This is a genomic window from Vibrio sp. 10N.239.312.C11 (genome assembly GCF_041466065.1).
Lineage (GTDB): Bacteria > Pseudomonadota > Gammaproteobacteria > Enterobacterales > Vibrionaceae > Vibrio > Vibrio tasmaniensis_A.
The window spans coordinates 1-25,701 of sequence record NZ_JBFSRZ010000051.1 but is presented as its reverse complement, the minus strand read 5'-3'; the positions used below and the strand labels follow the sequence as shown (position 1 = coordinate 25,701).

Genomic DNA, 25,701 nt, shown 5'->3' with positions numbered 1-25,701 from the left:
TTTCCTAAAACTAAGACAACTATAGATCCCTTTGGTTGTTTTTTGTCCGAGGAATGTTAGGCAAAGTTATGGATTAGTCAATCAAAGTCAGCAAGTTTACATGCGTGTAAGATTTGAACGGCCCTTGTAGATAAAGGGTAGGCAAGTGGTTGCTCTACCTAGATGAGCCTTTTGGTAGAGCAATGTATAAACACACGGGGTGTTCAAAAAATGAGCAGTTTCGTTATCTTTTTGTTTTTACTGTTGTTTTGTTTTTCATCTTGAAACTTCTTTTTCAAGCGGCTTTTCAATCTTAACTTTAACTGCAAATTTTGTGGCTAAGGTATGCAGTTCTGGAAGCATTCGATAAATCAAATGTAGCTGTTGTAGAACCATTCTAACAGAGCTCTCATCCTCTTCTCTCCATTCACTTAAACGCTTATCAAGTTCAGGATCGTAAGCGTTTTTTACTTCGCATTGTTCTTGATGACAAAACAGCTGGTCGTTGAGAGCGTCGAGATGCTCGTGTATTACTCTGTGTGCGTCCAGTACCAGTTTGTGTGTTGCTTCGTCATCGATACGTGTTCTATGAGCTCCCAGAGCAGAGATATAGCTGAGTAGTGCATGATTGAGTGTTAGGAATCGGAAGCTCTCATCTTCAGATGTACGATACTTACCCGGCTCAACCAGCATGCTACTAACAGCGGCAGTCAGATTTGCATCATTGTTATGTGCACTGCGGCGTGCAATACGATAGCTAAGGCTGTCTTTTTTGCCTACACGGTATTGGCCAATGATCTGAGCGAGATAATCTTTATTGGAATCAAGCGCATCTGCCATCACCTTGTGAAGTCGTTTTGATTGCCAGTCCGGTAAAATATAGCTAACCGCTAAAACAGCGAGCGCGCTGCCAATGAAGGTATCTGCTAGTCTTGGCAATACAACTGCGTAGCCTTCCCCTAATTGATTGAAGCAAAAGAGCACAAGCAGTGTGATAAAGGCGGTCGCGAAACCGTAGTTATTGATACGGAAAGCGAAGAACATCACGCCACTGACCACAATGAATACCAGCTGACTCTCTTGAGATGGGAAAAAGGTCAACAACGGTACTCCAATCAACAAGCCTGCGACGGTGCCAATGACACGAGCCGTCAGCTTTTGTCGCGTTGCACTGTAGTTTGGTTGGCACACAAACAGTGTTGTTAGCAAAATCCAATAACCTCTTTCAATCTCAAAACCTTGGATAATTCCGTAACCGATCGTCAAAGTGATCGCCATACGAATTGCATGACGAAATAGCATTGAGTCGGTGTTCAAGTTGGCTTTGATCTTATGCCACATCGCCGTCAAAGTATGAGGGTTGGTATCGTCCAGTACGCCTTCTTCTAGTTTTTCTGCATCTGGGTTACTTATATTTGATAGCTGTTTTTCGACGGTAGCTAGGTTATTAAATAAGTAATCCAACTGGTTGAGCAGTGATTTCCATTCTGGGTTGTTCTGTTGATGCAGATGATTAAGTGAAGACATCAGTTCATCCAGTGCCAGAACAGATTTTTCGCCATGTTGGTATTCAGCGCCAACCTTCAGTGAGCTTGCCACTTCTTTACAAGCTTTAGCTTGGGCTTCGAGCAGATACTTAAATCGAAATAAAACGTCTGATCGCTCAAAGTGTTTTGCCAGTTCTTGATAACGGTAGTGGCTGGAGCTTACGCGTTCATGAATATCCTGTGCGATGAAGTAAGTATTAAGGAATCGGTCACTCGGTCCGTCAATGTGTCCGCGCTTAGAGCGGTTGAGTAGCGTTGCTTTGCACATGTTGAGCGCGTTAACAGTGCTAGCATTGAGTTTGGCTTCAATAATGCGATGTGGTTGGGGAATCAAATCTGAAACTGGATAGAAGAGCTCTGCTTTAGAGCCGATGTAATTGCCGATTTGATCGAATACTGTTGCTAGGTTTTGCTGCACTGGTTGCATCGGCCATACGATCTGCCAAATCATCGACATGAAGTAGTACCAAGCTGCGCCCGTTAACAATAGTAGAGGTTGAAACCAAAGGTTAGTGCTCTCGTGAGCCCCAAGCATGGCGTAGATAGCCACAAGTAATGATCCAAATGCGATACTGGCATATTTAGGGCCAATTGCCCCAAGTATAATAAAAGAGAAGGTTGAAACGAAAAGCCCTATCGCGAACAGCCAAGGCGTATCGAAGAGAATCTCAATAGAGAAGGCTGCAACGGCAAAACAGATAAAGGTTAGCGTGAGTGCTTTCAAACGTCCGGTAAAGCTATCATCACTTTCAGCAAGAGCCGCAGCAATAACCCCTAAAATTAATGGTGTGATCAGTGTGTTTTGACCATAATACCAAGCAGGTACTACAACACCGAGCAGAGTGATGAGAATTAATACGCTGTAATTTATGGTTTTATTCGCCCAATAAAGGCGTAGTTTTGCTGATAAGTCCACAGTCGCTCACTTGACACACTAAAACCATAATCCTAACAGAAATCAAGCACAAGAATTTGATACTTATCCATAATTGCCCCTAGGTGGTCATGAAAGCGTCGATAAGCAGTGAGACATTATTAATTCTCACTGCATCATGATATAAATTCAATATTCCCAATTAAAGAGCATGCTCCAATGCAGCTAAGCGCTAATAAGACTGCACAGTTTTTTATTCAAAATGAATATCATCAAGTTGAGCTTGATGGTCCACGCCTGCTGTTATCTTCAGTAGGCAGTGAAGAACGTATCCCTTTCACTATTTGGAGTGGCAAGATCGCGATAAAGCGCGGATTGTTTTGGGGATCGTTGCAGTTTTTTGCTAATCAACAAGATGGCAAACAGCGAAGCTGGTTAGTCCAAGGCCTTCCATGGGAACAATGTCGTCAATTTGCGCGCGCATCGGTTGCTGCTTATCAGAAGTGGCATGACAGACAATGTGAACAGTTGGCAGAGCACGTTCCTCAATGGGAAGATGAATTGACACGTCTTGAGCAACTTCCTGCTTTCCTACCGCATTCTAAAGTGAAGACTTGGATCGACATGGTCAACGCAGGTCTGGAAAATATGACGATGACTCTAGAGGAAGCGGCACAGCGCATGCCAAACCGCATTGCTCGAATGCAGCCATGGTTGTCTGAAACGGAAATTCAGCAAGCCGAGAGGAATCAACAGTGGTTAGAGACAGAAAGACAAAATTGGGAAGTATTGTTTGCTCAATGTGAGTCGTCACCCCTGAACTTATCGCAACAATATGCGGTCTTGATGAATGATGATCACAACCTTATTTTAGCGGGCGCAGGCTCAGGTAAAACCAGTGTTCTCACCGCTCGCGTCGCGTATTTATTGCAAAGCCACCAAGCTCAAGCTGAAGAGTTGTTACTGCTCGCCTTTGGTCGTGAAGCCGCGGAAGAGATGAAACAGCGCCTTAACAGCAAAATTGGTTTATCAGCAGAGAAGGTGCAAGTGAGTACTTTCCACCAGTTGGGTTTAAAGATCCTTAATCAAGTTGAACCCGAACGCGTGGTTATTTCTCCGCTCGCGCTTGATGACAACCAACGCCAAGCATGGTGCATTGATTGGTTGAAGAAGCACTGGATGACGCCGACCAACTTTAAACGTTGGCAAAAGCACTTGTCTAAATGGCCAATTGCTTATTTAACCGGTGATGATGAGCTAGGTAGTCATGTTTCAAATCTTAAATTGATTGGTTGGCTTGAAAAGCAACTTGAACAGTTGAATGCATCGGGTTTAACGAAAAAAGAAGTACAGCAACAACTGATTGATCACCGTGACTATACGCGCCTCAATAGCGAGCTTTCACTGTGTTGGCCATGCGTAACCGCTTGGCAAAAGGAATTGAAAGAACAGAATCATATCGACTTCTCAATCATGATCAGCCGAGCGACACAGTATGTCGAGAAGGGGAAATTCATTTCGCCTTGGAAGTTCATCATGATCGATGAATATCAAGATATCTCACCAGATCGTTTAGCCTTGGTTGAAGCCTTGTGCAATCAATCGAAAGCGCAGCACCAAGCTTCTATTTTTGCCGTAGGTGATGACTGGCAGTCAATTTACCAGTTCGCGGGTGCAGATGTTGATCTAACGACGGGCTTTAAAGATCGTTTTGAGAGCTCGACAATTCATCATCTAGATACGACTTATCGATTTAACAATCAGTTAGGTTCGGTTGCCAATCGCTTTGTGCAGGAAAACCCGATTCAACTACCAAAAGAGCTCAACAGCTTCAAACAACAGAAGCATAAGTCGGTTTATAGTGCGCCAAGCAAAGAAGTTGAGAAGATCCTCGATCAGATAAACAGGCAAGCAAAAGGTAAAGCGAATAAATCAGTTATGTTGCTTGGGCGAAATCATTACCACAAACCAGAGCTGTTGGAAGACTGGAAAAAGATCTATACCTCAATTGATATCAGCTTCATGACTTGTCACGCGAGTAAGGGTAAAGAAGCGGATTTCGTGATTATTCTTTGCGTTGATGAAGGACAGTTCCCCGCGAAGAAGAAACAATTGCACATTGATGGCGCGTTGACTGAATCTTTGGATATGTTCCCTTATGCGGAAGAGCGTCGTTTGTTTTACGTGGCAATGACGCGAGCGAAAGAGAAAGTATGGATCACGCACAGTGGCGATGGTTCTGGCTTTGTGCAAGAGCTACATGGTTCTGATTACCCCGTTGTTCGTAAAAAGTGATGTCAGTTGACGTGATTGTCTAAGATTAGATCTTCGAGCCCGCTACCTATTCTAATTAGGGCGTAAGCTATTATCATTAGGAAAAAGGCATAAAGCAGAAGGAAGCAGATATGGAACACGGCTCAATTAACTACATTGAATTTGCAGCGAGAGACATCGCCGCCACGAAGGCATTTTTCAGCCAAGTGTTTGGTTGGATCTTTGAAGACTACGGCCCTGAGTATTCTGCTTTTGAAGGTAAAGGCTTAATGGGTGGGTTTTATTTAGCGGATCTAGCGTCCAATGCTGAAAGTGGTGCGGCGTTGATGGTTTTTTATAGCGAAGATCTTGAGCAAACCGAGTGTGAGGTGTTGGATGCTGGTGGCGAGATAAACCGTGAGATATTCAGCTTTCCCGGCGGGCGACGCTTCCATTTTAGAGAGCCAAGTGGTAATGAAATGGCTGTGTGGAGTGATAAGTAGAGAGTTAAGGTTCTGGTAAACAAAAGCCAGCTATGCGAAATGATCCTGTAACGTTGGACATTTCTGTTAAGCGGTAATCAAGGCCTGACTATCGAAGTCAGGCCTTTTAGTTTCATTTTATACGTCTGGTATTGTAGAACTAATTATGCATCAACCCATTTAAGGGCGAGGCAATTTAATCAAGACTAAGCAAGAATCTCTTTCGCTGTGTTTACTACGTTTTCAGTAGTGAAACCAAACATCTTGAATAGTTCGCCTGCTGGTGCAGATTCGCCGAACGTTGTCATACCAATGATCTTGCCACCGAAACCAACGTACTTGTACCAGAAGTCAGCGATGCCAGCTTCTACAGCGATACGTGCTGTAACGTCAGATGGAAGTACAGACTCACGGTATTCAGCGTCTTGCTTATCAAACGCGTCAGTTGCAGGCATAGATACTACGCGTACCGCTTTACCTTCAGCTGTTAGTTCAGCAGCAGCGCTAACCGCTAGCTCAACTTCAGAACCCGTTGCGATAATGATTAGATCTGGCTTACCAGCACAATCTTTCAGGATGTAACCACCCTTAGCGATGTTTGCTACTTGCTCAGCGTCACGATCTTGTTGTGCAAGGTTTTGACGAGAGAAGATAAGTGCAGAAGGGCCATCTTTACGCTCGATTGCCAGTTTCCAAGCAACAGCAGACTCAACTTGGTCACATGGGCGCCATGTGCTCATGTTTGGAGTTAGACGTAGAGACGCGATCTGCTCAACTGGTTGGTGAGTTGGACCATCTTCGCCTAGGCCGATAGAGTCGTGCGTGTAAACTTGGATGTTCTGAGTTTTCATCAGAGCAGCCATACGCATAGCGTTACGCGCGTATTCCATGAACATTAGGAACGTTGCGCCGTATGGTACGAAACCACCGTGCAGAGCGATACCGTTCATGATAGCCGTCATACCGAATTCACGTACACCGTAGTGGATGTAGTTACCAGAGAAGTCATTTGCTTCAAGAGACTTAGAACCAGACCACATAGTCAGGTTTGAAGGCGCAAGGTCAGCAGAGCCGCCCATGAATTCAGGTAGCATAGCACCGAATGCTTCTAGAGCATTTTGAGATGCTTTACGTGATGCGATGTTTTCTGGATTAGCTTGAAGATCAGCGATGATTGCCGATGCTTTCTCTTCCCATTCAGCAGGAAGATCACCGTTTACGCGGCGTTTGAATTCAGCTGCCAGCTCAGGGTATGCTGCTTCATAAGCTGCAAGTTTCTCGTTCCACGCTGCTTCCTTAGCTGCGCCTGCTTCTTTCGCATCCCACTCTGAGTAAACTTCCGACGGAATTTCAAAAGGACCGTGCTCCCAACCTAGTTGCTTACGAGTTGCTGCGATTTCGTCAGCGCCTAATGGTGCACCGTGACAGTCGTGCGTACCTGCTTTATTTGGAGAACCAAAGCCAATCACTGTTTTAGTACAGATTAGAGTTGGACGAGGGTCCGCTTTAGCTGCTTCGATAGCCGCGTTGATAGCGTCAGCATCGTGACCATCAACTGCTGGGATTACGTGCCAGCCGTAAGCTTCGAAACGCTTAGGTGTATCGTCAGAGAACCAACCTTCAACTTCGCCATCGATAGAGATGCCGTTGTCATCCCAGAAAGCAACCAACTTACCAAGACCTAGCGTACCCGCTAAAGAACATGCTTCGTGAGAGATACCTTCCATCAGACAGCCATCACCCATGAATGCATAAGTGTAGTGGTCTACGATGTCGTGGCCTTCTTTGTTGAACTGTGCCGCAAGTGCTTTCTCAGCCATCGCCATACCAACAGCGTTGGTGATGCCTTGACCTAGAGGACCTGTAGTCGTCTCGATACCTGGTGCGTAGCCGTACTCTGGGTGACCTGGAGTCTTAGAGTGCAGTTGACGGAAGTTCTTAAGATCTTCAATTGAAAGCTCGTAACCTGCTAGGTGAAGCAGAGAGTAGATCAGCATTGAGCCGTGGCCGTTAGACAGGATAAAACGGTCGCGGTCAGCCCACTCTGGGTTTGATGGGTTATGGTTCAGGTGAGAACGCCAAAGTACTTCAGCGATGTCAGCCATACCCATAGGTGCGCCTGGGTGACCAGAGTTTGCTTGTTGTACGCCGTCCATGCTTAGAGCACGAATTGCGTTAGCTAGATGTTTGCGGTTCATAGAAACTTCCGAATAAAAATTAAGATAAACAAATTGATAAAAGTAGGGGAACTGAACGTTCCCCTATTTGAAATTGGTAAGAGTGATTACAGCTTAGCTGCGATCATGTCTTCTAGTTTGCCTTGGTCAACTGCGAAGTTGCGGATGCCTTCAGCTAGCTTCTCTACAGCCATTGGGTCTTGGTTGTGATCCCATAGGAATTCAGCGTGAGTCATTGCAGCAGGACGCTCTTTAGTACCGTTAGAGTCGATTAACTTCTCTACTACTTCGCCTTCAGCTGCTTCTAGGTCTGCTAGAAGTTGAGGAGCGATAGTTAGACGGTCACAGCCTGCAAGTTCAAGGATCTCGCCGATGTTACGGAAGCTTGCGCCCATAACAACAGTCTTGTAGCCGTGCTCTTTGTAGTAGTTGTAGATGTCTGAAACTGAGATTACGCCTGGATCTTCTGAAGCTTCGAAATCGCGACCTTCTTTCGCTTTGTACCAGTCCATGATGCGACCAACGAAAGGAGAGATTAGGAATACGCCAGCTTCAGCACAAGCACGAGCTTGAGCGAAAGAGAATAGAAGCGTTAGGTTACAGTTGATGCCTTCTTTCTCTAGGATTTCAGCAGCACGGATGCCTTCCCAAGTAGAAGCAAGTTTGATAAGGATGCGGTCGTTAGTGATGCCAGCGTCGTTGTACATTTTGATAAGTTGACGAGCTTTAGCAACGCTGCCTTCCATGTCGTAAGAAAGACGAGCATCTACTTCAGTAGAGATGCGGCCAGGTACAACGTTAAGGATTTCTTTACCGATGTTCACGTTAAGCATGTCACAAGTATCTTGAACTTGTTGTGCTTTGTCGCCACTTTGTGCTTTAGCGTATTCGATAGAAGCATCGATTAGAGGTGCGTACTCAGCAATTTGAGCGGCTTTAAGAATTAGAGATGGGTTAGTTGTTGCATCTTCAGGAGTGTACTTGCTGATAGCTTCGATATCGCCAGTGTCAGCTACAACAGTTGTTAGTTTACGAAGTTGCTCTAATTTATTGCTCATTTTGATCATCCTATGTATCGCAGAACACCCCTTTAATGGGAGAGGTGTGGGCATTTGCAAGCGAACTAATGAAGTTCCTCATGGTTGTACCAGTGAGTCAAACTTACATTAATTTAAATTTTTCTCCGAACGAACATTTGCACAGAACATTTGATCGCTCGATGAGTAAATGATGTAGCCATATTTATCCGATCTAGCCCCAAAGTCAACGGTAAATAGTGCTGTATGGTGACTTCAGTCAAATATATTTCGCTCTAGTAATCATGGGGTATGCAAGCAAACGTTTAACGAACAAAGTGAGGTGAATTAATCAACAGCAAAACTATGGTTATGATGCTGATCAAATGTTCCTTGTTGTTACATATGCTCAGGGTGTAAGCTTGTGTATCACTTACTGAGCTCTCCTATATTAGGAAGTACAGCAGGTAAAATAATTGTTAAATATTGGTTGAGTGGTATATGAGTAACAATATCCAAGATGTTTCCGAAGAAAACACTGATCTCCTAACCGAAGTCGCCGTTGCCTACTATCAAGATGGTGCGACTCAAGAAGAGATCTCTAAAAAATTCTCTATCTCTCGTGCAAAGGTTGGTCGAATGCTCAAACAAGCCCGCGATGAAGGGATTGTCGAGATCACCGTGAAATACCACCCAGTATTCAGCGCGAAGATCGAACAACGTTTGATCGAACGATTTGGTGTTAAGCGTGCACTGGTTGCATTAGACCAACCGAATGAAGAGAAGCAGCGGTTACAGGTTGCGGGCTTGGTGTCGAACTACCTAACGAGCACCCTAAAAAACGGCATGGTAGTCACGGTTGGCCAAGGCCGAAACGTATCGTCTATTGCTCACCATACCGGTGTGATCACGCCGCGTGACTGTAAATTTGTGTGTGGTATCGGTGGTATTCACCCAAGAGGCGGTATGTTTAATGCCGATCATATATGTAGACAACTCGCCAAGAAATACGGTGGATCTTCTGAAACCTTGTACGCGCCTGCTTATGCTGAAAACAAAGCACAAAAATCCGCGTTCATGGAAAACAGTACTGTTAAGCAAACACTCGATCTAGCTCGTAAGGCAGATGTTGCATTAGTGGGTATTGGTGACATGAGTGAAAACAGCTATATGGTCGACCTAGGTTGGTTTACGGCGGGAGAGGTCGTCCAATCTCGTTTACTACAAGGCGTGGTCGGTGACTTTGCGGGTTATGACTTTTTTGATGTACACGGCAAAGCCGCAAACACTGTGATGAGTGACCGAGTCATCGGCTTAGGCCTGGAAGAGTTCCGCCCAATCGCTGAGGTAATTGCCATCGCTGCCGAGAACAGTAAGCCATTAGCTTTATTAGGTGCATTAAGAACCGGCGTAGTAGACGTGATTGCAACCAGCGTAAGTAATGCTTTGACGGTACTTAACTTGGATGAGCAGTTGAAACATGCTGAGTTAGATGATTAGCAAAATATAAACCAGGGGAGCCCGTTTTGGCTCCCTTTTGCTCTCGCTAAAGAATAGGTTCTGACTCTTTACTCGTGATTTTAGTGATTGAAGAGAGGTACGTGCACAGTTCATCATAAGGAATAGGACGAGAGAAGTAGTAACCTTGCATCAAGTCACATCCACATGCTTTTAGAATCGCGAAGTGTTCGTTTGATTCTACGCCTTCTGCCAGCACCACCATACCGAAATTTTTACCGATAGCGATGATGTTCTGGACCATTGTTAGTGACTGTTGATCGACTGCTATGTTTTCAATGAAACTCTTATCAATCTTAAGTTCGTCGATAGGGAGTGCTTTTAACATGCTCAATGACGAGTAGCCCGTACCGAAGTCATCTAGAGAGATCTTAATATCGTTTTCTTTGAGGGCTTCAAACAGTGGTTTCACTATAGCCACATCTTCAATGAACAAGCTTTCAGTAATCTCGAGCGTTAAACAGCTTGGTGAGAACTGATATTTCTCAAGCGTAGCGAATAGGTGTTCTGAGAACGACTTATGTGAAAACTGACGTACGGATATATTGATCGAAAGACCGATCTTTTGTTCTATCGTTCGGTGTAAATGAGCGATCTGCATAACGCTGGATTCAATAATAAAGGTGCCGAGTTTTTGCATTAAACCTGTACTTTCAGCAATAGGAATAAATACGTCTGGCGGGACAAAACCCAGTTCATCATCTACCCAACGCACAAGCGCTTCTACACCGTGAGTACTTTCATCGGCACGAACCAATGGTTGAAAAACCATAAATAAAGCTTGTTTATCGATAGCGATACGAAGCCTTTGTTCTACTCTCATTTTGTAGAGGTGGGCGTCTTGCATCTCAGTCGTAAAAATACTGTATGAGTTTTGCTGCTGTTTCGCTTTGTACATCGAAATATCGGCAGAGCGTAACAGGCTATCTAAATCTCTTCCGTGGTCTGGGAAGCGGGCAATACCTACACTGCAACTCAACAAAAATTGAGCGCTTTCAACTTCATAAGGTTGAGAAAGTACTTCAATAATTCGTTCTGATAGTCGCTTAATTTCAGATTCACTACTCAAGGGTGTTAAAAACAAGAACTCATCACTGGATTCTCGTACCAATAGGCTGACTCTGGAGCGGAACCGCATCAAACGTAATGCAATTTGTTTGAGCACCTTGTCTCCGAAGTCATGTCCATGGGTATCATTAACACATTTGAAGTTATCGATGTCGATAAACAGCATTGAGAATGGGTCTGACTCATCTTCAATCCACTTGCCAATGTTTTTACGCATATAGGAGCGGTTGGGGAGAGAGGTTAATGGATCGTGATTGGCTTGGTAAATCAATTGGCTGCGAGTTCGTTGTTCGTTCTTCGCAATCGATTTTACTAAAAAATAGAAACCAAACTGAAGAACAACAAAAACAAAGAAAAGAGCACCGAACTCTTTTGCGAATATACCATCAACGTGTTCTAGGTCTGTACGGCCGACAACCCAAAGCTTGTAGTCTGGAATGTATTTAGCGCTAACGAGCGATGGGAAAGCGCTATCATCGATACAGAAAGAATATGTGTATTTTCCTGTTTTCGCTTCTTTGACGCTGACAGTCACTTGCTCAGAAAAGCTTTTGGTAATGCGATCCATTAGAACGTTATCAACCGGTTTTAAATAAGCGTCTAGCGACTCGATATCGCTAGAAAAAAACTGACGATAGTTGTCGGTTCTAAGTAGAGTTAACGTGTTGTAATTGCCTGCGTGCGCATTGTTTTCAAACAAAATTGTGCTGTCTAAGCGTAAACCTGCGGTCATGACTGCATCAACGTTCTTGCCATCGAGAGAAATGGATTTTCTCATTGGGATCACGAGGCTGTTAAGAGAATCATGGAAATAAGTGCGCCCCAAAACCATTTTATTACTAGATACAGCCTCTAGAAATGAGTCTTTGGTGTATGGGAGATCCAGTAAGTTAAATTGGTCAGACAGCTGTAGGTTTGAGCTGATTGACAGGTAATCCCCTTGAGGATTTAGTAACCCGAAAGCGGCTATTGCAGGATGAGTATCAAGCAGTTTATCTAATATTGGTCGAATTTGAATCGAAGCCGTTCGGGTAAAGTCGGACTGCTGAGCAAGTTGATGCCCAACCACTTCAAGCAGTGCTTCTTGGCTAGTTAATAGAGAGTTTACTGAGCTAGAGAAGATCTCGACTTGGATATGTTGTTGCTTGGTAAAGTCATCTCTGTTTGATTGCCACTTGGTTATGCCAAAGGCGCTGAAAAGTATCAGGGTAAGCAGCACGATCAGAGCGTACAGCGACCAGATATTTTTCTTAAATAGAGCCATGAGATGCCTTTTGTTGGTGACTACTTTTAACAGACTGCAAGTGACAACGTTTATATCGCCAGTGTGATTAATACAACGAGGCATAAAACATCAGAGATGAATATATCAATGATTAAATAGTGTAACGGCTACGAACAGAGATTCTTGAATGAAATATTAACACTCATAAACGTGCTGACAATTAACTCATGATTAATCACAGTTTTTGTTAGAAACCGGATGGCTCTACACATAGGTAGTGTTAACTCTGTCACTACCTAGGTGTCTTCAAGTGACTACGTCTTCAAGTTACAACCGTGTTAAACGCTTGAGTTAATAAGTGCCTAGCTGATTGAGCAATAAGATGCTTAAGTGTCATGGGCTTCAGCCATAACCTTTAGTAAGCTCCGTATGCATGCGCAGTATATTCTAACAGTATCATTAAGCGAAGCTGAATTACTTTTTAGTTACGGCAATAGGTAGTTTTTCATTTGCGCCCCATTCAGTCCATGAGCCATCGTAAACGCCCATATCACTTGAATAACCAGCCAGTTTAGCGGCTAATAAAATGATGCAAGCCGTCACACCAGAGCCACAGCTAAAGAACATAGGTTGAGAGGGGGTTAAGTTCAGAGTCGAGAAAATGTCAACTAACTCTTCTTGAGGTTTCAATTTACCTGCATTTAAGACTTGTGCGAACGGCAAGCAAACTGAGTTTGGGATGTGGCCACTACGTAAGCCTTCACGTGGTTCTGGAACTTCTGAATCGAAGCGAGCTTGAGAACGTGCATCCAGAATGTTTGCACTTTTGTCATCGGAGTAGTTTTGGATTTGCTGAGCATTTACAAAGTGGTTGTCTTGAATTTGGCCTTCAAAATTGCCCGCTTTGACTTCGGTGCGATAGTCAGTCTCTGTCGCGTAACCGGCTTTTATCCAAGCAGGTAAACCGCCATCTAAGATGTATACGTTGTTATGTCCCATTGCCATAAACATCCACCATGCGCGAGGCGAGGCAAAAGTTCCTGAGTTATCGTAAACCACTATCGTACTGTCTTGATTGATACCAATTTCTTGTGCGCGTGTATTGAAGTGTTTTTCGGTCGGGAACATGTGAGGGAGTAGAGTGTGCTTGTTACAAAAGTTTTTGTCGTAGTCGAAACGAATCGCACTAGGTATCATTTGTCCTTTGATCTTTTCTGACTCACTTGGGATCTGAAATTCGATACTGGCGTCGAGGATTACAATATTGTCTTCTTCTAGCAAACGTTGTTGAAGTTGTTCTGGTGAAATGAGTGGCTGATTCATTCTTCTTATATCCATTCTTGTTGTTATATCGGCGACTAAGGCGCAGCCCGGCAGTGGATGAACTGATAGCTGCTTTGTCCGGTTATTTGATTGTTTAATGTATCAAGCACGACCACAGAATCAAGAGGGCAGTCTGTTGTTGGTGGAATGGAAACGCGAAATATTTCGTTGTCTTGAGTTTCAACCGTGAGGTAGCGCCTATGTCCGTCTAGGGATTGAGTGAGCGTATTGGAGATGACTCTGGCTTCAATGTGTTCTCCGGTAGAAGATGTCATCGGGAAATAGGTGAGAAATAAAAGTAGCCCAATACCAATCGATAATATAACGAATCCCATTTTCAACTGTTTCATAAAGTAAGCCTTTGAAAGTCATCTTTAAAAGATAAGACAGGCTTTCGATAAAGTGAACATAACCAGTACTGAAAATTGAAATAGCGCCCAAATAAAAAGGTGAGCCTCATTGCTCACCTTTATGCATTGTTATTCGACTTTCGACTTTCGACTTTCGACTTCGAGACTGCTGTCTAACTCCAACTAAATTTAGTTATTGTTAAACTGAACTCAGCGCTTTTCATTCCTTTACGTTTACCAAGTGATTTGTGATCCGTCACTTGCAACGACTTGTTGCAGCGGCGCTTGACCATCATAAAACCAGATCTCAATTAACAGAATATCTTCGCTTAGCGGCGCCGAAAAGTTGGACGTAAATGTACCGTTGTCTAAAGGGCCTCCAATGACCTTACTTGAATAATCAGGCTTGTAAGTTGAGTCTGTCCTTGTGGTAAATCGACTATATACGGATACGAACGAACGATCGGTTGAGATGTGGCTGATATCAATATTGAGGTCGAATTGATCTACAGAGTTATAATCGAAACCATCAGGTATTACGAGCTCATCCATTTTGTACGCTTGCGGGCCGTTGGAGATAACCGCATTAACTGGTGTCGGTGCCGGATTTATAGCGACGGTGGCTGGTGATGAGACCACTGATGGTGATGTAACTGGCGCTGACGCCACTGGTGTTGACGTCGCTGGTGTTGACGTCGCTGGTGTTGACGTCGCTGGTGTTGACGTCACTGGTGTTGACGTCACTGGTGTTGACGTCACTGGTGTTGATGTCACTGGTGCTGTCACCGCTGGTGTTGAAGGCGATGGGTTAGGAGTTGATGCTCCTCCATCGCCGCCTCCGCCACCACACCCTACCAACGTTAGTGATGCGATTAGTAATGGAATACGTATTGACTGCGACTGAGCCGTATTTTTCTTAAGTGCAGCATTCGACAGACTAGATAAGATAGCATTGTTAAAGTTCCGGCGACCGTTTGTTACTGTCTGTTTAATTGGCATATTCATAATCATTCTCCTAAGGCAAGTAACATTGGTCAGCGGCAGGTGTTTGGAACCAATCGGTTGATTGAGTACCGCCGGATTCAGCAAAGTTCGCAAAGTTTGGATAGGCGGTGACGATATCTACATATTCCAGTGGCCATTGCCATTCCGTGTCTGAAGTAATCAGCAGTGCCCAAGGGTGGTTGTCTGCGGTTTTGAAATATTTGCCTGTTGATGGATTACTGTCATCAACGCCTAGTCCTGTTTCAAAGAGATTAGCGGTATCAAATGCCTCGGTTGGAGCTTGGTCTGGCAAGTGCACCTCCCAGCTGCGCCCTGGATGCAGAGGTAGGTTTTCACCATGATAATACCCAGGCGTTGCGAAAATGAACGGGTCGTAAGGCATGTCAGTCCAACTGCCAGTACTCACTCCATCACCAGCTAACGTAATCCCGATTTGGAAAGCGAATTGCTCATTTTCTTTACAAGAGCTGATGGTGCGGTAGAAGGTACAACTAGTACTGATTTTGTCTGTAAGGTCGTTAGCAATAACAAAGATTGCCTCGCTACGTCCTTGCTCCAAGTCTAAATCAGTGAACACCCCATTGTGCTTCATGTAAGAGCTTCCGCTACTCACTAAGCTTGGGTCTAGGTTAGGAAGTCGAACCGCAAAACCATTTCTGTACGAAGCTCCTACTGCAGCAAGACGTCCATCGATGGTTGATTTAACGACTTTTCCATCTTTAAGGATCTCGGTAATGCGATACATAAGAACAGCATCGTTCATGTCGTAGTCGGCCTTATAAGGCCAGTTATCTTCGTACGCGAGCGTTGCGTAGCCAGAAGCACTCGGGAAGTAACGAGCAGTGGCGCCATTATTAAGAACATCGACTTGAATATCGACCACCTCACCAGAGGTAGAGCCGCCAAAGTAGCTTAGGTTGGTTTGTTGACTGAATCTAAATCGAGCCCAAGTTGTTCCCGTTAATGCGTTGATATCGACATTAAGGAACAGGTCATTCTCGCCCGCATCCAGTTGGTAATCGGTAAATACTTGCTCATTAGCGCCGTCGAAGCTGCCATCTTGGTTCCAGTCGATCCAAGCTGAGAGGTAACCGGTTGTTGAAGCTTCAATCACCACTTTTGAATCAAGCCCGGCTTCAAGCGCAGTAACAAAACCGATACCACCGTTTGCCCACTCATCATCAATGCCAACACTTTCATCAGATTGCGGTGTAACGTAACCATCCAAGTCAGCATCTGGTGGTGTTGTACCCAACCAAGTGATGCCATCAAGCTCATGTCGTGGACCATTGCTCGCCAGTAACGTTAGGTAGCTGTCTGGAGCATCACCGAAGTCGATGTTTGAGTCTTCATCAACAACAGGTGCATTAGCACAACGAGCACCATCGTTTTGACCAGAAGCTGGGCCATTCGAAACAAATTCAACGGCTGGAACAATACCTGCCGCGATATTGGCAGCGTTGTCTGGAGACAGATTGATACGGTAAATTTTACCGTCTTGGTTTCGAGATACGTAGTAGTAGCCGTTGACATCAAAATAGCCAGCACCGAACGTACCTAACTCGCCGGTGTCTCCGATGTAGGTTTCGGCACCAGTTGTAGGGTTGAAGCTGTATAAGCCTCCGGAGTTATTATCGATACCATATAGAGAACCATCACTTGGGTGGAAAGCAAAATCAGTCAGTTTTACGGTTGCCGGGCTACCAGCTATTTTGTTAACTGTAACAGTCGCGTTTGGGTCGGCGTCTAACGGCGATAGATCAACGGTGAACAAGCCTTTTCCTGTACGGTAAAGGTAATACACATGGTCATAGACATCGCCGACATAGAAAGTGTGATCGGTTGGTAATCCACTGGTATTGATCACTTCTGCTTGGAAATCCTGTCCAAGGCGCACCAAGCGTTTGTTGGTAGTGTCATAGCCATAAATATATCTGTCTTGAAAGTCGAAACCAACACCATTGATATTGGCGTTCATGCCCGTATCGTCTTCTAACAGGGTGGTTGAGCCTGTCACTAGGTTCACGCCCCAAACTTGTACGGGTGTCGATTGGAATAGGTAAGCCTGGCTCGGACAGGTATCGAATGGCGCTGCGTTGGCGACCAAAAGCGCACTTAATAGCAAACTTAACGTTGTAATTCTCATATCTACATCCTTGTCATAGAAGGTCTAGATACTTTTACAAGTTACGTGCCACTTTTAAGTTGTTGATTTTTATTGTTTATATTCTAAATCACTGAGATGTGCAATATATTCTCAAAATGAGAATTCAAATGAAACTAATATTTTATAGATCATTTCAAATTGATAAATCGATTTGAGAAGCTGATGTTGAGACCTAAAAAAGCCCTGACTTTTAGTCAAGGCTTAGGTTGTCGATTAGAGGGGGGATATGCTTAGTCTATCCGCACACCGAGCAATTAGGCATCTTCATTAAATTCATTTCACGCCAGCTGTGAGACATGGCATCGAGAATTAAAAGTTTGCCTTGCTTTGGTTGTCCAAACTTAGCAATAACCTTGATAGCTTCCAAAGCCTGAGCTGCGCCCACCATGCCAACAACAGGCGCCATCACACCAGCTTCAACACAGCTTAGAGCAGCGTTGCCAAATAGGGCACTTAAGCACTGGTAGCACGGTGCGTCAGTATCTTGATAAGTGAACACACTAATCTGACCTTCCATACGAATCGCTGCACCTGATACGAGTGGCGTTTTAGAGACGTAACACAAGCGGTTCAACTGATTGCGCGTTTCGACGTTGTCACTGGCATCAAGGACAAGAGAGTGTGCTTCAATCAACTTGCCAAGTGCTTGGTCATCAAGCCTGTGGTCAACAGTTTCAATCGTCAGGTGAGGGTTCAGTATCTGTAACGATTCAGCGGCAGAATCGACCTTCTTCTTGCCAATGTCAGCATCGGTGTGAAGTACTTGTCGCTGTAAATTTGAAAGCTCGACAATATCATCATCGATCAGTGTTAGCTTACCAATGCCCGCAGTCGCAAGGTATTGAGCGGAGGCACAACCTAAGCCTCCAGCCCCTAATACTAAGATTGAGCTCTGCTTTAGTGCTTCTTGGCCTTCAAAATCAAACTGCTTAAGAATGATTTGACGGTTGTAGCGAAGCATCTCTACGTCAGACAGTATTTCCATCAGTAAGCCTCGTTAGTAAAGCGTCGAGTTAAACAGTTGGATCTGAACCGTTTCACCGACTTCAACACGGCCGCGTTCGCGCTCTAGTACCACAAAGCAGTTTGCTAAACTCATTGAGCGGAAAGCGCCAGAGCTTTGGTTACCCGTTGTTTCTACCACAAATTGACCGTTTTCAATCGAGTAAATGCCACGCTGGTAATCAGTGCGGCCTGGGCCTTTTTTGAATGCAGACTTGGTGATAGCAGGAATAGATTCCGGAGCTGTCCACGCTGTGTGACCAGCCAATTTAGCAAGCATAGGCTGAACTAACACGTACATCGTCATCATCGCTGATACTGGGTTACCCGGTAGGCCACAGAACCAAGCATTGTCTAACTCACCAAATGCGAATGGCTTACCTGGTTTGATTGCCAGTTTCCAGAAGCCGATCTCGCCAAGTTCTTCAAGAATATCTTTGGTGTAATCCGCTTCTCCAACACTTACGCCGCCAGAAGTCACTACAACATCAGCTAACTCTTGAGCTTTCTCAAACGTCTCTTTTAGCGTTGCTGTGCAATCTGGGATGATGCCTAAATCGATGGCTTCACAACCAAACGCCTCGATCAGCGGTTTAATACCGTAACGGTTGCTGTCGTAGATCTGACCGTCTTCAAGAGGCTGACCTAGTGGTTTTAATTCATCACCGGTAGAGAAGAACGCCACTTTAGGCTTGTGTACCACAGTGACATGGCTAACACCTAAAGAGGCGATCATTGGAATGTCACGAGGTGTTAAACGTTCACCGCGGCTAAGAACGATATCACCTTGTTTGATGTCATCACCAGTAGGGCGAATATTATTGTTCAGCTTGATGTCGTCTTGTTGAATTTCAATGCCAGTATCAGTTTCAACCGTATTTTCTTGCATGATTACGGCGTCACAACCTTCAGGGATCTTTGCGCCAGTCATAATGCGAATACAGGTGTTGCTTGGCCATTCACCTTCGAACGGTTGGCCTGCAAAAGATTTGCCTGCTAATGGTAGTACTTTACCGTTCTCTAGGTCTGCTAAGCGCAGTGCATAGCCATCCATTGCTGAGTTATCAAAAGGAGGTACGAAAATAGGGGAAAGAATATCTTCAGCAAGGACATAACCTAATGCTTCAGCAAGAGGTAGAGATAAAGTCGTTTGGATTGGTTTGATTGGTGATAGCAGCTTATCTAGTGCTTCTTCAATTGGCATTAAGCCCGGAGCGTCGCAACAGCCCATAATTGAAATCCTTTGGTCGTTATTATTTTGATTTAGTGGTTGGCAATAGTGGCTCCATAATTATCAAATCACAGATGTTCGCCAACGAAATTGCAGCCACTTTAGCATAGTTTAAGCCCCGTAAATAATGACCTCCCTTAAAATATGGGTGTATTTAATCAAAATTCCGAGTATCCTTGTTTGCCATCCAGAAGGGGTATTAAAAGAGGAAGTTCAATGTCAGGTCTTAGCGAATCAGCGAAGTTGGTTAAAGATGCGCTAGCAAGCCGCGGATTAGAGACACCAATGCGTCCTAACCAGGTTAGCCGAGAAGAGAAAAAGGAACGAATCGAACACCATATGCGTGAGATTCTAACTCTCCTTGAACTTGATCTTGCAGATGACAGTCTGGAAGAAACGCCGCAACGTATTGCAAAAATGTATGTGGATGAGATTTTCTCTGGTTTGGATTACGCCAATTTCCCTAAAATCACCGTGATCGAAAACAAGATGGGTGTTCGTGAAATGGTTCGTGTAAAAGACATTACCGTCACCAGCACATGTGAGCATCACTTAGTCACCATTGATGGTAAAACCGCAGTCGCTTACATTCCTCAAGGTAAGATCATTGGTCTTTCGAAGATCAACCGAATCGTTCGTTTCTTTGCTCAACGTCCTCAAGTTCAAGAACGTATGACGCAGCAAATCCTTGTAGCATTACAAACGCTGCTAGAAACGGATGATGTTGCTGTAACCATGGATGCGGTTCATTACTGCGTGAAATCTCGTGGTGTAATGGACGCAACCAGCGAAACAACAACAACAGCTCTGGGGGGTATTTTTAGATCAAACCCAGCAACGCGCCATGAGTTCTTACACGGCCTGCGTTAGAACTAAACCTATTCAGATAAAAAAACGGAGCATTATGCTCCGTTTTTATTGGTTGCTTCATAAGCCTACAGATTTACTATTTTCTTAAACTCTTCCTCTGAGTATTTCTTCTCTGTGCTTTTAGTCAAATCTGTAATCATTTTGTATCTAAGCTCAGTTGCCATATCTAAGGTACGCTTAAGCTGTCCGTATGAGTAGTCGGCAGCCATGTTCAGAGCCGCTTGTTTATCTACTTTATACATGTCTGTTAACGTTTTATCTAAGTGTGCGACCTGCTTGTATAGTTGAGTTTCTTCTTTGTCCCAAGTTGCTTTTAGTACTGGTAAATACTTATCTGGGTTTGTAGAAGCGAGGGCGGTTAAACTACGGAACTGCCAATAAGCAGAGTCATCACTGTAGTTATCATCGCCTACTTGGTACGCTTTTGGGTAATCTTGTAGGGTTGAGTATAACGGCACTAAAACAGATTCTGGTAACACGCCGAAGCTTTGCCAAATAATACCTTGAAGCTCTTCTGGCATCTCAGGGCGAAGCTGAATAATATGCGACTCTAGTTGACGTTCAACTCTAATTGGTCGTTTCGATTTTCCTTCCAAAACCGTGTCTTTATAAGTCGCGCTAAGTACCTCTGCCACATTTTCAACTGAGATTTTTGTATCAGGTTTCATAAACAAAGGGTATTGCGTCATGCGACTTTGTTGATGCAGCGAAGGTGTCAGTATTTTTTGGCCTAACCATTCACGATCGATATTATACTCATCACCAATAACCCCGAATGCTTTTGCAAAATTGAAAGATTTTTCATCTGCGTTATCAAGCAGTTTGTTTTGTTCTACAAACTCGAATATGTCTTTTGAATGCAGTACCTCTTTGTTTGCCAAGTTCACACCATGTACACGTAAGCCATTTGCAATCATGGCGTAACTGTCATCTGGTACTTTTACAGCAATCCAATGGTGGCCTGAACCAATTTCAAATAACCACGCCTCATTGGTGTCTGCAATATACAAACTATTTCCTTCACCAGCACCATAGGTTTCGATGTAATGACCGAGTAACTCTACGGCTTGTTTTGCGTTTTCTGCCTGAGGAAGGATTAACGTAGGTATAATGGCTTCGATTACGCCATTGTCGATTAAAGGATCTACCTTGGCGACTTTGTCGTTTATTTCTGCGCTGGTTGTTGCTGAAATGGCAACGTTGTGTTCATTAATCCCACGTTCTTCATAGAATTTTCCGTCGCGATTAACGGTATCCGCATCCCAGTCTGGTATCGCAGAGTAAGCAAAGAAGTGCTTTGGCATCGGAACAATTAACCCGTTACCTAACTGCCAGTCACCTTCTTGGTTATCTTGCGCAGGTCGATACTTTAGGTATTTGTTCCAGTTGTTAATGCTAAAATCTTCATTACGAGCAATCATAATGCTACCGTCGTTCGACGCTTCTTTGCCAACAATAAGCCCAGTACAAGCTATCGCATTACTGCTTAGAGCGACAGCTACTGCAGTTGCAAGAAAGGATACAGACCATATTTTCATTTTAATTCTCCGCTTATAAAACAAGATAATTTAAAGTTAACGTTAGTTGTATTTGCAGGTTTTTTATTATCATTTTATAAAATTAAGTGTACTTATCATCACAAGAGAAAATGCTTCTGCTCGTCACATAACTGATATTTCCATTTGAGAATAATTATCTGAAAAATATGCACTTTTTGAATAAATTGATAAGTTATAGTTGTAAAGTAACCTTGCCATATACGTAGCTTTAATTCGTCGTGTTATGAGAAGTATCATTATCACAACAAGACTTTGTTCGTCTCTAACGTATGGTTTTTGGGTTGCAATCGGATAAACAACAGTGCTGAAGCGCGGTATCTTGTGGGGGCTTTTTTGTGCTTGCAATGAAGTAAACTGCAATGACTGAGAATGTCGTCATTCTCTAAAGCGAGGAACGAGTGTAATAGGGAATCTGTTTGTCTGTGTAGTTTCTGACTTGGTATTAGATCCTCAACTCAGTCGTTCCTCCTCCTCGAGGATGACGGCGAGTGAGTAAAATACGAGGGTGGGGGTGCAGAGTGTATTCTACGCCAGCCTATTAGAAGCAAACACTGATGATCTTGCAGAATGAGTGACTTAGTTACTTTCGTCATTCCCTAAAGTGAGGAACGAGCGTAATAGGGAATCTGCATTTTCGATATGGATTGGTTGGAACGGAAATTAGATGCGCTTTACAGAATCTATAAAGCGCAAATTTGGGTACAGCAGCTGGTGGAATGCTTAAGAAAGATTAAACAAACGCTTAAAGTAATGAACAAAACCGGACGGCTTATTCTCAGCTTGATAGAGGTTCAAACCATCATAAAAACTTGCCATGAACTCTACGCGAATCTCATCATCACTGCTTCTCGATATGCGAGACAACAGCGTAGCGGCTACAGCAGCATGATCATTAGCAAGGCTGTAATCCATTCCTAGTCGTCCTTGAATGAACAACCACAAATGAGTGATTAACTGTAACTGCTGAGCGTTAGAGTTTTGAAACTTGTCGCTGTGCTCAGTGCCCACTGTAGTATCGAATACATTTTGCATTGCCTCATTCGCTTCTTTATTGCTTTCAAAGCGATAGCTTGCATCGATATGTACCTTGGTTAACAGGCCGAGCAACGTCTGACGTGCAGAGTTGTCCGGCTTGTTCTCGCAAGCGTGTCTAAACAGAGCATGGTTTTCATCAATAAATGACTTTAACTCTTTTTCATAGCCAGTCGTCAGCGCTTTGACTGAATCGAGACCAGCGAGCTGCAAACACGCTTCGAGCTTAGTTTGGCGCTGAGGTTCAGTCTGAGTTTGGATCTCAGTCATTACTCTGTAGCTCTTCCCACGTTACTTCTGCAGATTGCGTGTCGCTGTTTACGAACGCAGAGTTACCCGACAGCATTACTGATAGGTCCATCGTACGTTGTGTCATCGCTGCTAGCTGCTCAATACCATCGTTGTCTAGACGAACGATCTGAGCTTTCAGGTAACCAAATTTACCTTTGTTCTGCTCCCACCAAACGTTCGACTTAGTGTTGAAGCTGAACACGCTCACAGACTTAGATAAGCGAGTCGCCTTCTTAACGCGTTCTGGATCGGGTTCGCCAACATCAATCCACTCTAAGATTTGGTCATCTAACGACTTCTGCCATAAATCGGGTTCTTCAATGCTAGACAACCCTTTAGTGAACTCAAGTTCAGGAGATGCATTGATACAGAAAGCAATGATACGAGCCATCATGCGCTGTTCTGTTTCAGAAGGGTGTTGTGCAACCGTTAGATTAAAAGAGTCGTAATAGTCGCGATTCATATCGGTTAAAGAGATGCGAAACTTAAAGATTGTTGGTTTGAGAGCCATTGATAGGGTGTCTTAGATAGAAATAGTGAGGGGATGTTACCTTAAATCTCTGAATAGCGTGTAAAAAAATAGCCAGCAGAGGCTGGCTATTTTTAGAAAGATGTTTACCACTCTGTTCGCTTCTGTTTCTTTACGAATCGAAACAGTGCTCAGTGTGACTTTAGCGGCATTTATTCTGGCTGTGATTGCTGTGAGCTTAATTCTCAAATATTGCTTAGAGAGCTAAAATATTTAAAATTAAACGCAGCGTCTAACACATGTCTAATATTCAAAGGCTTAGCATCATATCCACCACAGTAATGGCGTGTTATAGTTCTTAGCGGTTTGCAGTTTATCGCAGGTAGTCATATACAATACCGATCTTAAACTGCGGCTATAGTTTGTTATGCGATGACTTCGTTACTAGGGTAATACGCTTTAATGTGCGCTTTAGTCTCTTTAAGGAGACTGGGTTGTGAGTTTGTGGAGACAGGCTATTGCTAAGTCCATTTTCTGTTGGAATGATAAAACCATGAGAAACAATTGGTTAAGTGAATCTCATCACGTCATCGGTGACGATGTCACAGAGATTTCGAATGTTAAGTCTGTAAAAGCCACTTCTAAAATAGGCGATATGTGCGCTGTACCTGTGTACAACGTTTATGCGTCTTGTGGGTTTGGTGCTCAAAACGATACCGAGTACCAACTTAGAACCGAATTCCTACCTTGCTTATGGTTAAAACGTTTCGGCCTGACAGAAGAAGATGCTCGTATCATCATTTGCCCTGGCGACTCAATGGAAGACACTTTGAGCGACGGCGATGAAGTATTAGTCGATACCCGAGAACTCGATCACCCAGTAAAGCATGGTGTCTATGTTGTTCGCATTGGTAAGCACGTTTACATAAAACGCCTGAAGTACGACATCATGGCCGAGGGCTATAACGTCATCTCAGACAACAAAGAAGAATATGATTCGTTTATCGTGAATGAGGAGAAACTCAATGAGTTCGCGGTAATCGGGAAAGTTATTACCACCGTTATGAAGGCGGTGATTTAGAAAAGCAAAGGCGACCTCAGGGTCGCCTTTTTATTGGTTAAGCAAATGATAAATAAATCAATAGAAAAGGAGGCCATTGATTTTGGTCCCTTTCAATTCTTTACTTTGGTTCTCTCAATATACGTATTAGTGGCATTGTTTGCTGAGAGCGTATTCAAGCTACCACACTATGTGACTGAAATATTTGCTATTACCGACAACATTATATGTTTGGTGTTTCTTGCTGATTTCGTCATTCGGCTAAAGAGGGCTGAAAGTAAAAAACATTTTATGAAATGGGGGTGGATAGATCTGTTATCTAGTATCCCAATGCTTGATATGTTCCGTTACGGAAGAATTGTACGAGTGGTGAGAGTCCTTCGGATATTAAGGGCTGTTCGATCAACGAAAATGATTATTTACTACTTATTTCGCAACAAGACTCAGGGTACTTTTTCTTTAGTGTCCGCGGTGTCAGTAATACTTGTTATCTTTGGTGCTATCGCCATGCTTCAACTTGAGAAAGGTACCGATGGTTCTAACATCCATAATGCTGGTGATGCACTTTGGTGGGCTTTCGTTACGATTACTACTGTAGGTTATGGCGATTTCTATCCGGTAACCTATGAAGGAAGAATTGTTGCGGTTGTCCTTATGACCGCAGGGGTAGGCTTATTCGGCACGTTTACAGGTTTTGTCGCATCTTGGTTCTTAGAAGAAGACACTGAAAAGCAAGATACGCATGTGATCACAAATCTTCGTAATGAAATCTCTGACCTAAAGAGTGATATTGCTGACTTAAAATCAGCTATTGATAATTCATCCAACCAGCTTAATGTTTTGAAAAATACCAACACTGAATTTATGAGAGAGTCGAGTGAATAAAAAAAGCTTATTATAGAACGCTAATTACCCTTAAAAGAGAGCTTGACAGTAGCTCTTATTACAGTTTGTTTGAAACGGTGAATATTTTTAATAAAGTTAATGAAGATATTCAAAAATTATCCTTTGAAACGTTTGAGGGGGGGCTACTACCACTGTTGTTCAACAGCTCCGACAAGGCGTTATAAATTCGGTTAAAAATGCGATAAGTAATGACCAGTCTATAACCAATACAAGGCAGCTTTTTCGTTGTTATATGGACTTAGAATGGCTTTGTTGCGTAATTCAATGGAACTAAATCAAGAACCTACGATCTGATCA

At 43.7% G+C, this 25,701-nt stretch carries 19 protein-coding genes; 6 read left to right on the top strand and 13 right to left on the bottom strand.

Annotated features, from left to right (window positions below; translation table 11 throughout):
• Positions 1-255 precede the first annotated feature (255 nt).
• Positions 256-2,442: a YccS family putative transporter gene (gene yccS, locus AB6D07_RS18310; RefSeq protein WP_017103726.1), complete on the bottom strand. Its 2,187-nt coding sequence runs from the start codon at positions 2,440-2,442 to the stop codon at positions 256-258.
• 177 nt (positions 2,443-2,619) lie between these two features.
• On the opposite strand from yccS, the gene helD reads away from it, so the two are divergent.
• A complete protein-coding gene (gene helD, locus AB6D07_RS18305; RefSeq protein WP_017103727.1) occupies positions 2,620-4,695 on the top strand; it encodes a DNA helicase IV in 2,076 nt (691 codons plus the stop codon).
• A gap of 110 nt (positions 4,696-4,805) precedes the next feature.
• Complete coding sequence (locus AB6D07_RS18300) at positions 4,806-5,156, top strand: VOC family protein (RefSeq protein WP_017103728.1); 351 nt, start codon at positions 4,806-4,808, stop codon at positions 5,154-5,156.
• 185 nt (positions 5,157-5,341) lie between these two features.
• Here AB6D07_RS18300 and tkt read toward each other — a convergent pair whose 3' ends face one another.
• Entirely contained in the window at positions 5,342-7,333 is a 1,992-nt protein-coding gene (tkt, locus tag AB6D07_RS18295; RefSeq protein WP_017103729.1) for a transketolase, read from the bottom strand.
• A gap of 86 nt (positions 7,334-7,419) precedes the next feature.
• The gene (gene tal / locus AB6D07_RS18290; protein ID WP_029223051.1) at positions 7,420-8,370 is read right to left on the bottom strand and encodes a transaldolase; all 951 of its coding nucleotides are present in this window, start codon (positions 8,368-8,370) and stop codon (positions 7,420-7,422) included.
• Positions 8,371-8,829: 459 nt separating this feature from the next.
• Here tal and AB6D07_RS18285 point away from each other — a divergent pair, with 459 nt between their 5' ends.
• Positions 8,830-9,828, top strand: a complete 999-nt coding sequence (locus AB6D07_RS18285; RefSeq protein WP_017103730.1) for a sugar-binding transcriptional regulator — start codon at positions 8,830-8,832, stop codon at positions 9,826-9,828.
• Between the two features lie 46 nt (positions 9,829-9,874).
• Here the strand turns inward: AB6D07_RS18285 and AB6D07_RS18280 are convergent, their stop codons facing one another.
• From AB6D07_RS18280 to moeA, 7 genes are all read right to left on the bottom strand, one after another.
• The gene (locus AB6D07_RS18280) at positions 9,875-12,178 is read right to left on the bottom strand and encodes a putative bifunctional diguanylate cyclase/phosphodiesterase (RefSeq protein ID WP_372091610.1); all 2,304 of its coding nucleotides are present in this window, start codon (positions 12,176-12,178) and stop codon (positions 9,875-9,877) included.
• Positions 12,179-12,613: 435 nt separating this feature from the next.
• Positions 12,614-13,462 carry a sulfurtransferase gene (locus AB6D07_RS18275; RefSeq protein WP_032499412.1) on the bottom strand — a complete coding sequence of 283 codons (849 nt, stop codon included), beginning with the start codon at positions 13,460-13,462 and terminating at the stop codon, positions 12,614-12,616.
• Between the two features lie 35 nt (positions 13,463-13,497).
• Positions 13,498-13,812, bottom strand: a complete 315-nt coding sequence (locus AB6D07_RS18270) for a hypothetical protein (protein ID WP_017103732.1) — start codon at positions 13,810-13,812, stop codon at positions 13,498-13,500.
• A gap of 234 nt (positions 13,813-14,046) precedes the next feature.
• Positions 14,047-14,817 (bottom strand): hypothetical protein, encoded by a 771-nt coding sequence (locus tag AB6D07_RS18265; RefSeq protein ID WP_372140741.1) that lies wholly within the window; start codon positions 14,815-14,817, stop codon positions 14,047-14,049.
• A 10-nt stretch (positions 14,818-14,827) separates the two neighbouring features.
• On the bottom strand, positions 14,828-16,963 hold the full coding sequence (locus AB6D07_RS18260; RefSeq protein ID WP_017103735.1) for an LruC domain-containing protein: 2,136 nt from the start codon (positions 16,961-16,963) through the stop codon (positions 14,828-14,830).
• Between the two features lie 256 nt (positions 16,964-17,219).
• Positions 17,220-17,969, bottom strand: coding sequence for a molybdopterin-synthase adenylyltransferase MoeB (moeB, locus tag AB6D07_RS18255; protein WP_017103736.1), 750 nt, complete (start codon positions 17,967-17,969; stop codon positions 17,220-17,222).
• 12 nt (positions 17,970-17,981) lie between these two features.
• Positions 17,982-19,217 carry a molybdopterin molybdotransferase MoeA gene (moeA, locus tag AB6D07_RS18250; protein ID WP_017103737.1) on the bottom strand — a complete coding sequence of 412 codons (1,236 nt, stop codon included), beginning with the start codon at positions 19,215-19,217 and terminating at the stop codon, positions 17,982-17,984.
• Positions 19,218-19,433: 216 nt separating this feature from the next.
• On the opposite strand from moeA, the gene folE reads away from it, so the two are divergent.
• Entirely contained in the window at positions 19,434-20,087 is a 654-nt protein-coding gene (folE, locus tag AB6D07_RS18245) for a GTP cyclohydrolase I FolE (protein ID WP_004731548.1), read from the top strand.
• A gap of 65 nt (positions 20,088-20,152) precedes the next feature.
• Here the strand turns inward: folE and AB6D07_RS18240 are convergent, their stop codons facing one another.
• From AB6D07_RS18240 to AB6D07_RS18230, 3 genes are all read right to left on the bottom strand, one after another.
• Positions 20,153-21,625 (bottom strand): C69 family dipeptidase, encoded by a 1,473-nt coding sequence (locus AB6D07_RS18240; RefSeq protein WP_029223053.1) that lies wholly within the window; start codon positions 21,623-21,625, stop codon positions 20,153-20,155.
• A gap of 741 nt (positions 21,626-22,366) precedes the next feature.
• The gene (locus tag AB6D07_RS18235) at positions 22,367-22,948 is read right to left on the bottom strand and encodes a hypothetical protein (RefSeq protein WP_017103738.1); all 582 of its coding nucleotides are present in this window, start codon (positions 22,946-22,948) and stop codon (positions 22,367-22,369) included.
• Positions 22,941-23,480 (bottom strand): YaeQ family protein, encoded by a 540-nt coding sequence (locus AB6D07_RS18230; RefSeq protein ID WP_017101705.1) that lies wholly within the window; start codon positions 23,478-23,480, stop codon positions 22,941-22,943. The genes AB6D07_RS18235 and AB6D07_RS18230 overlap by 8 nt, the downstream gene beginning before the upstream one ends.
• A gap of 454 nt (positions 23,481-23,934) precedes the next feature.
• On the opposite strand from AB6D07_RS18230, the gene AB6D07_RS18225 reads away from it, so the two are divergent.
• On the top strand, positions 23,935-24,519 hold the full coding sequence (locus AB6D07_RS18225) for a S24 family peptidase (protein WP_241810813.1): 585 nt from the start codon (positions 23,935-23,937) through the stop codon (positions 24,517-24,519).
• A gap of 45 nt (positions 24,520-24,564) precedes the next feature.
• Positions 24,565-25,383, top strand: a complete 819-nt coding sequence (locus tag AB6D07_RS18220; protein ID WP_017104178.1) for a potassium channel family protein — start codon at positions 24,565-24,567, stop codon at positions 25,381-25,383.
• The last annotated feature ends 318 nt before the right edge of the window (positions 25,384-25,701 follow it).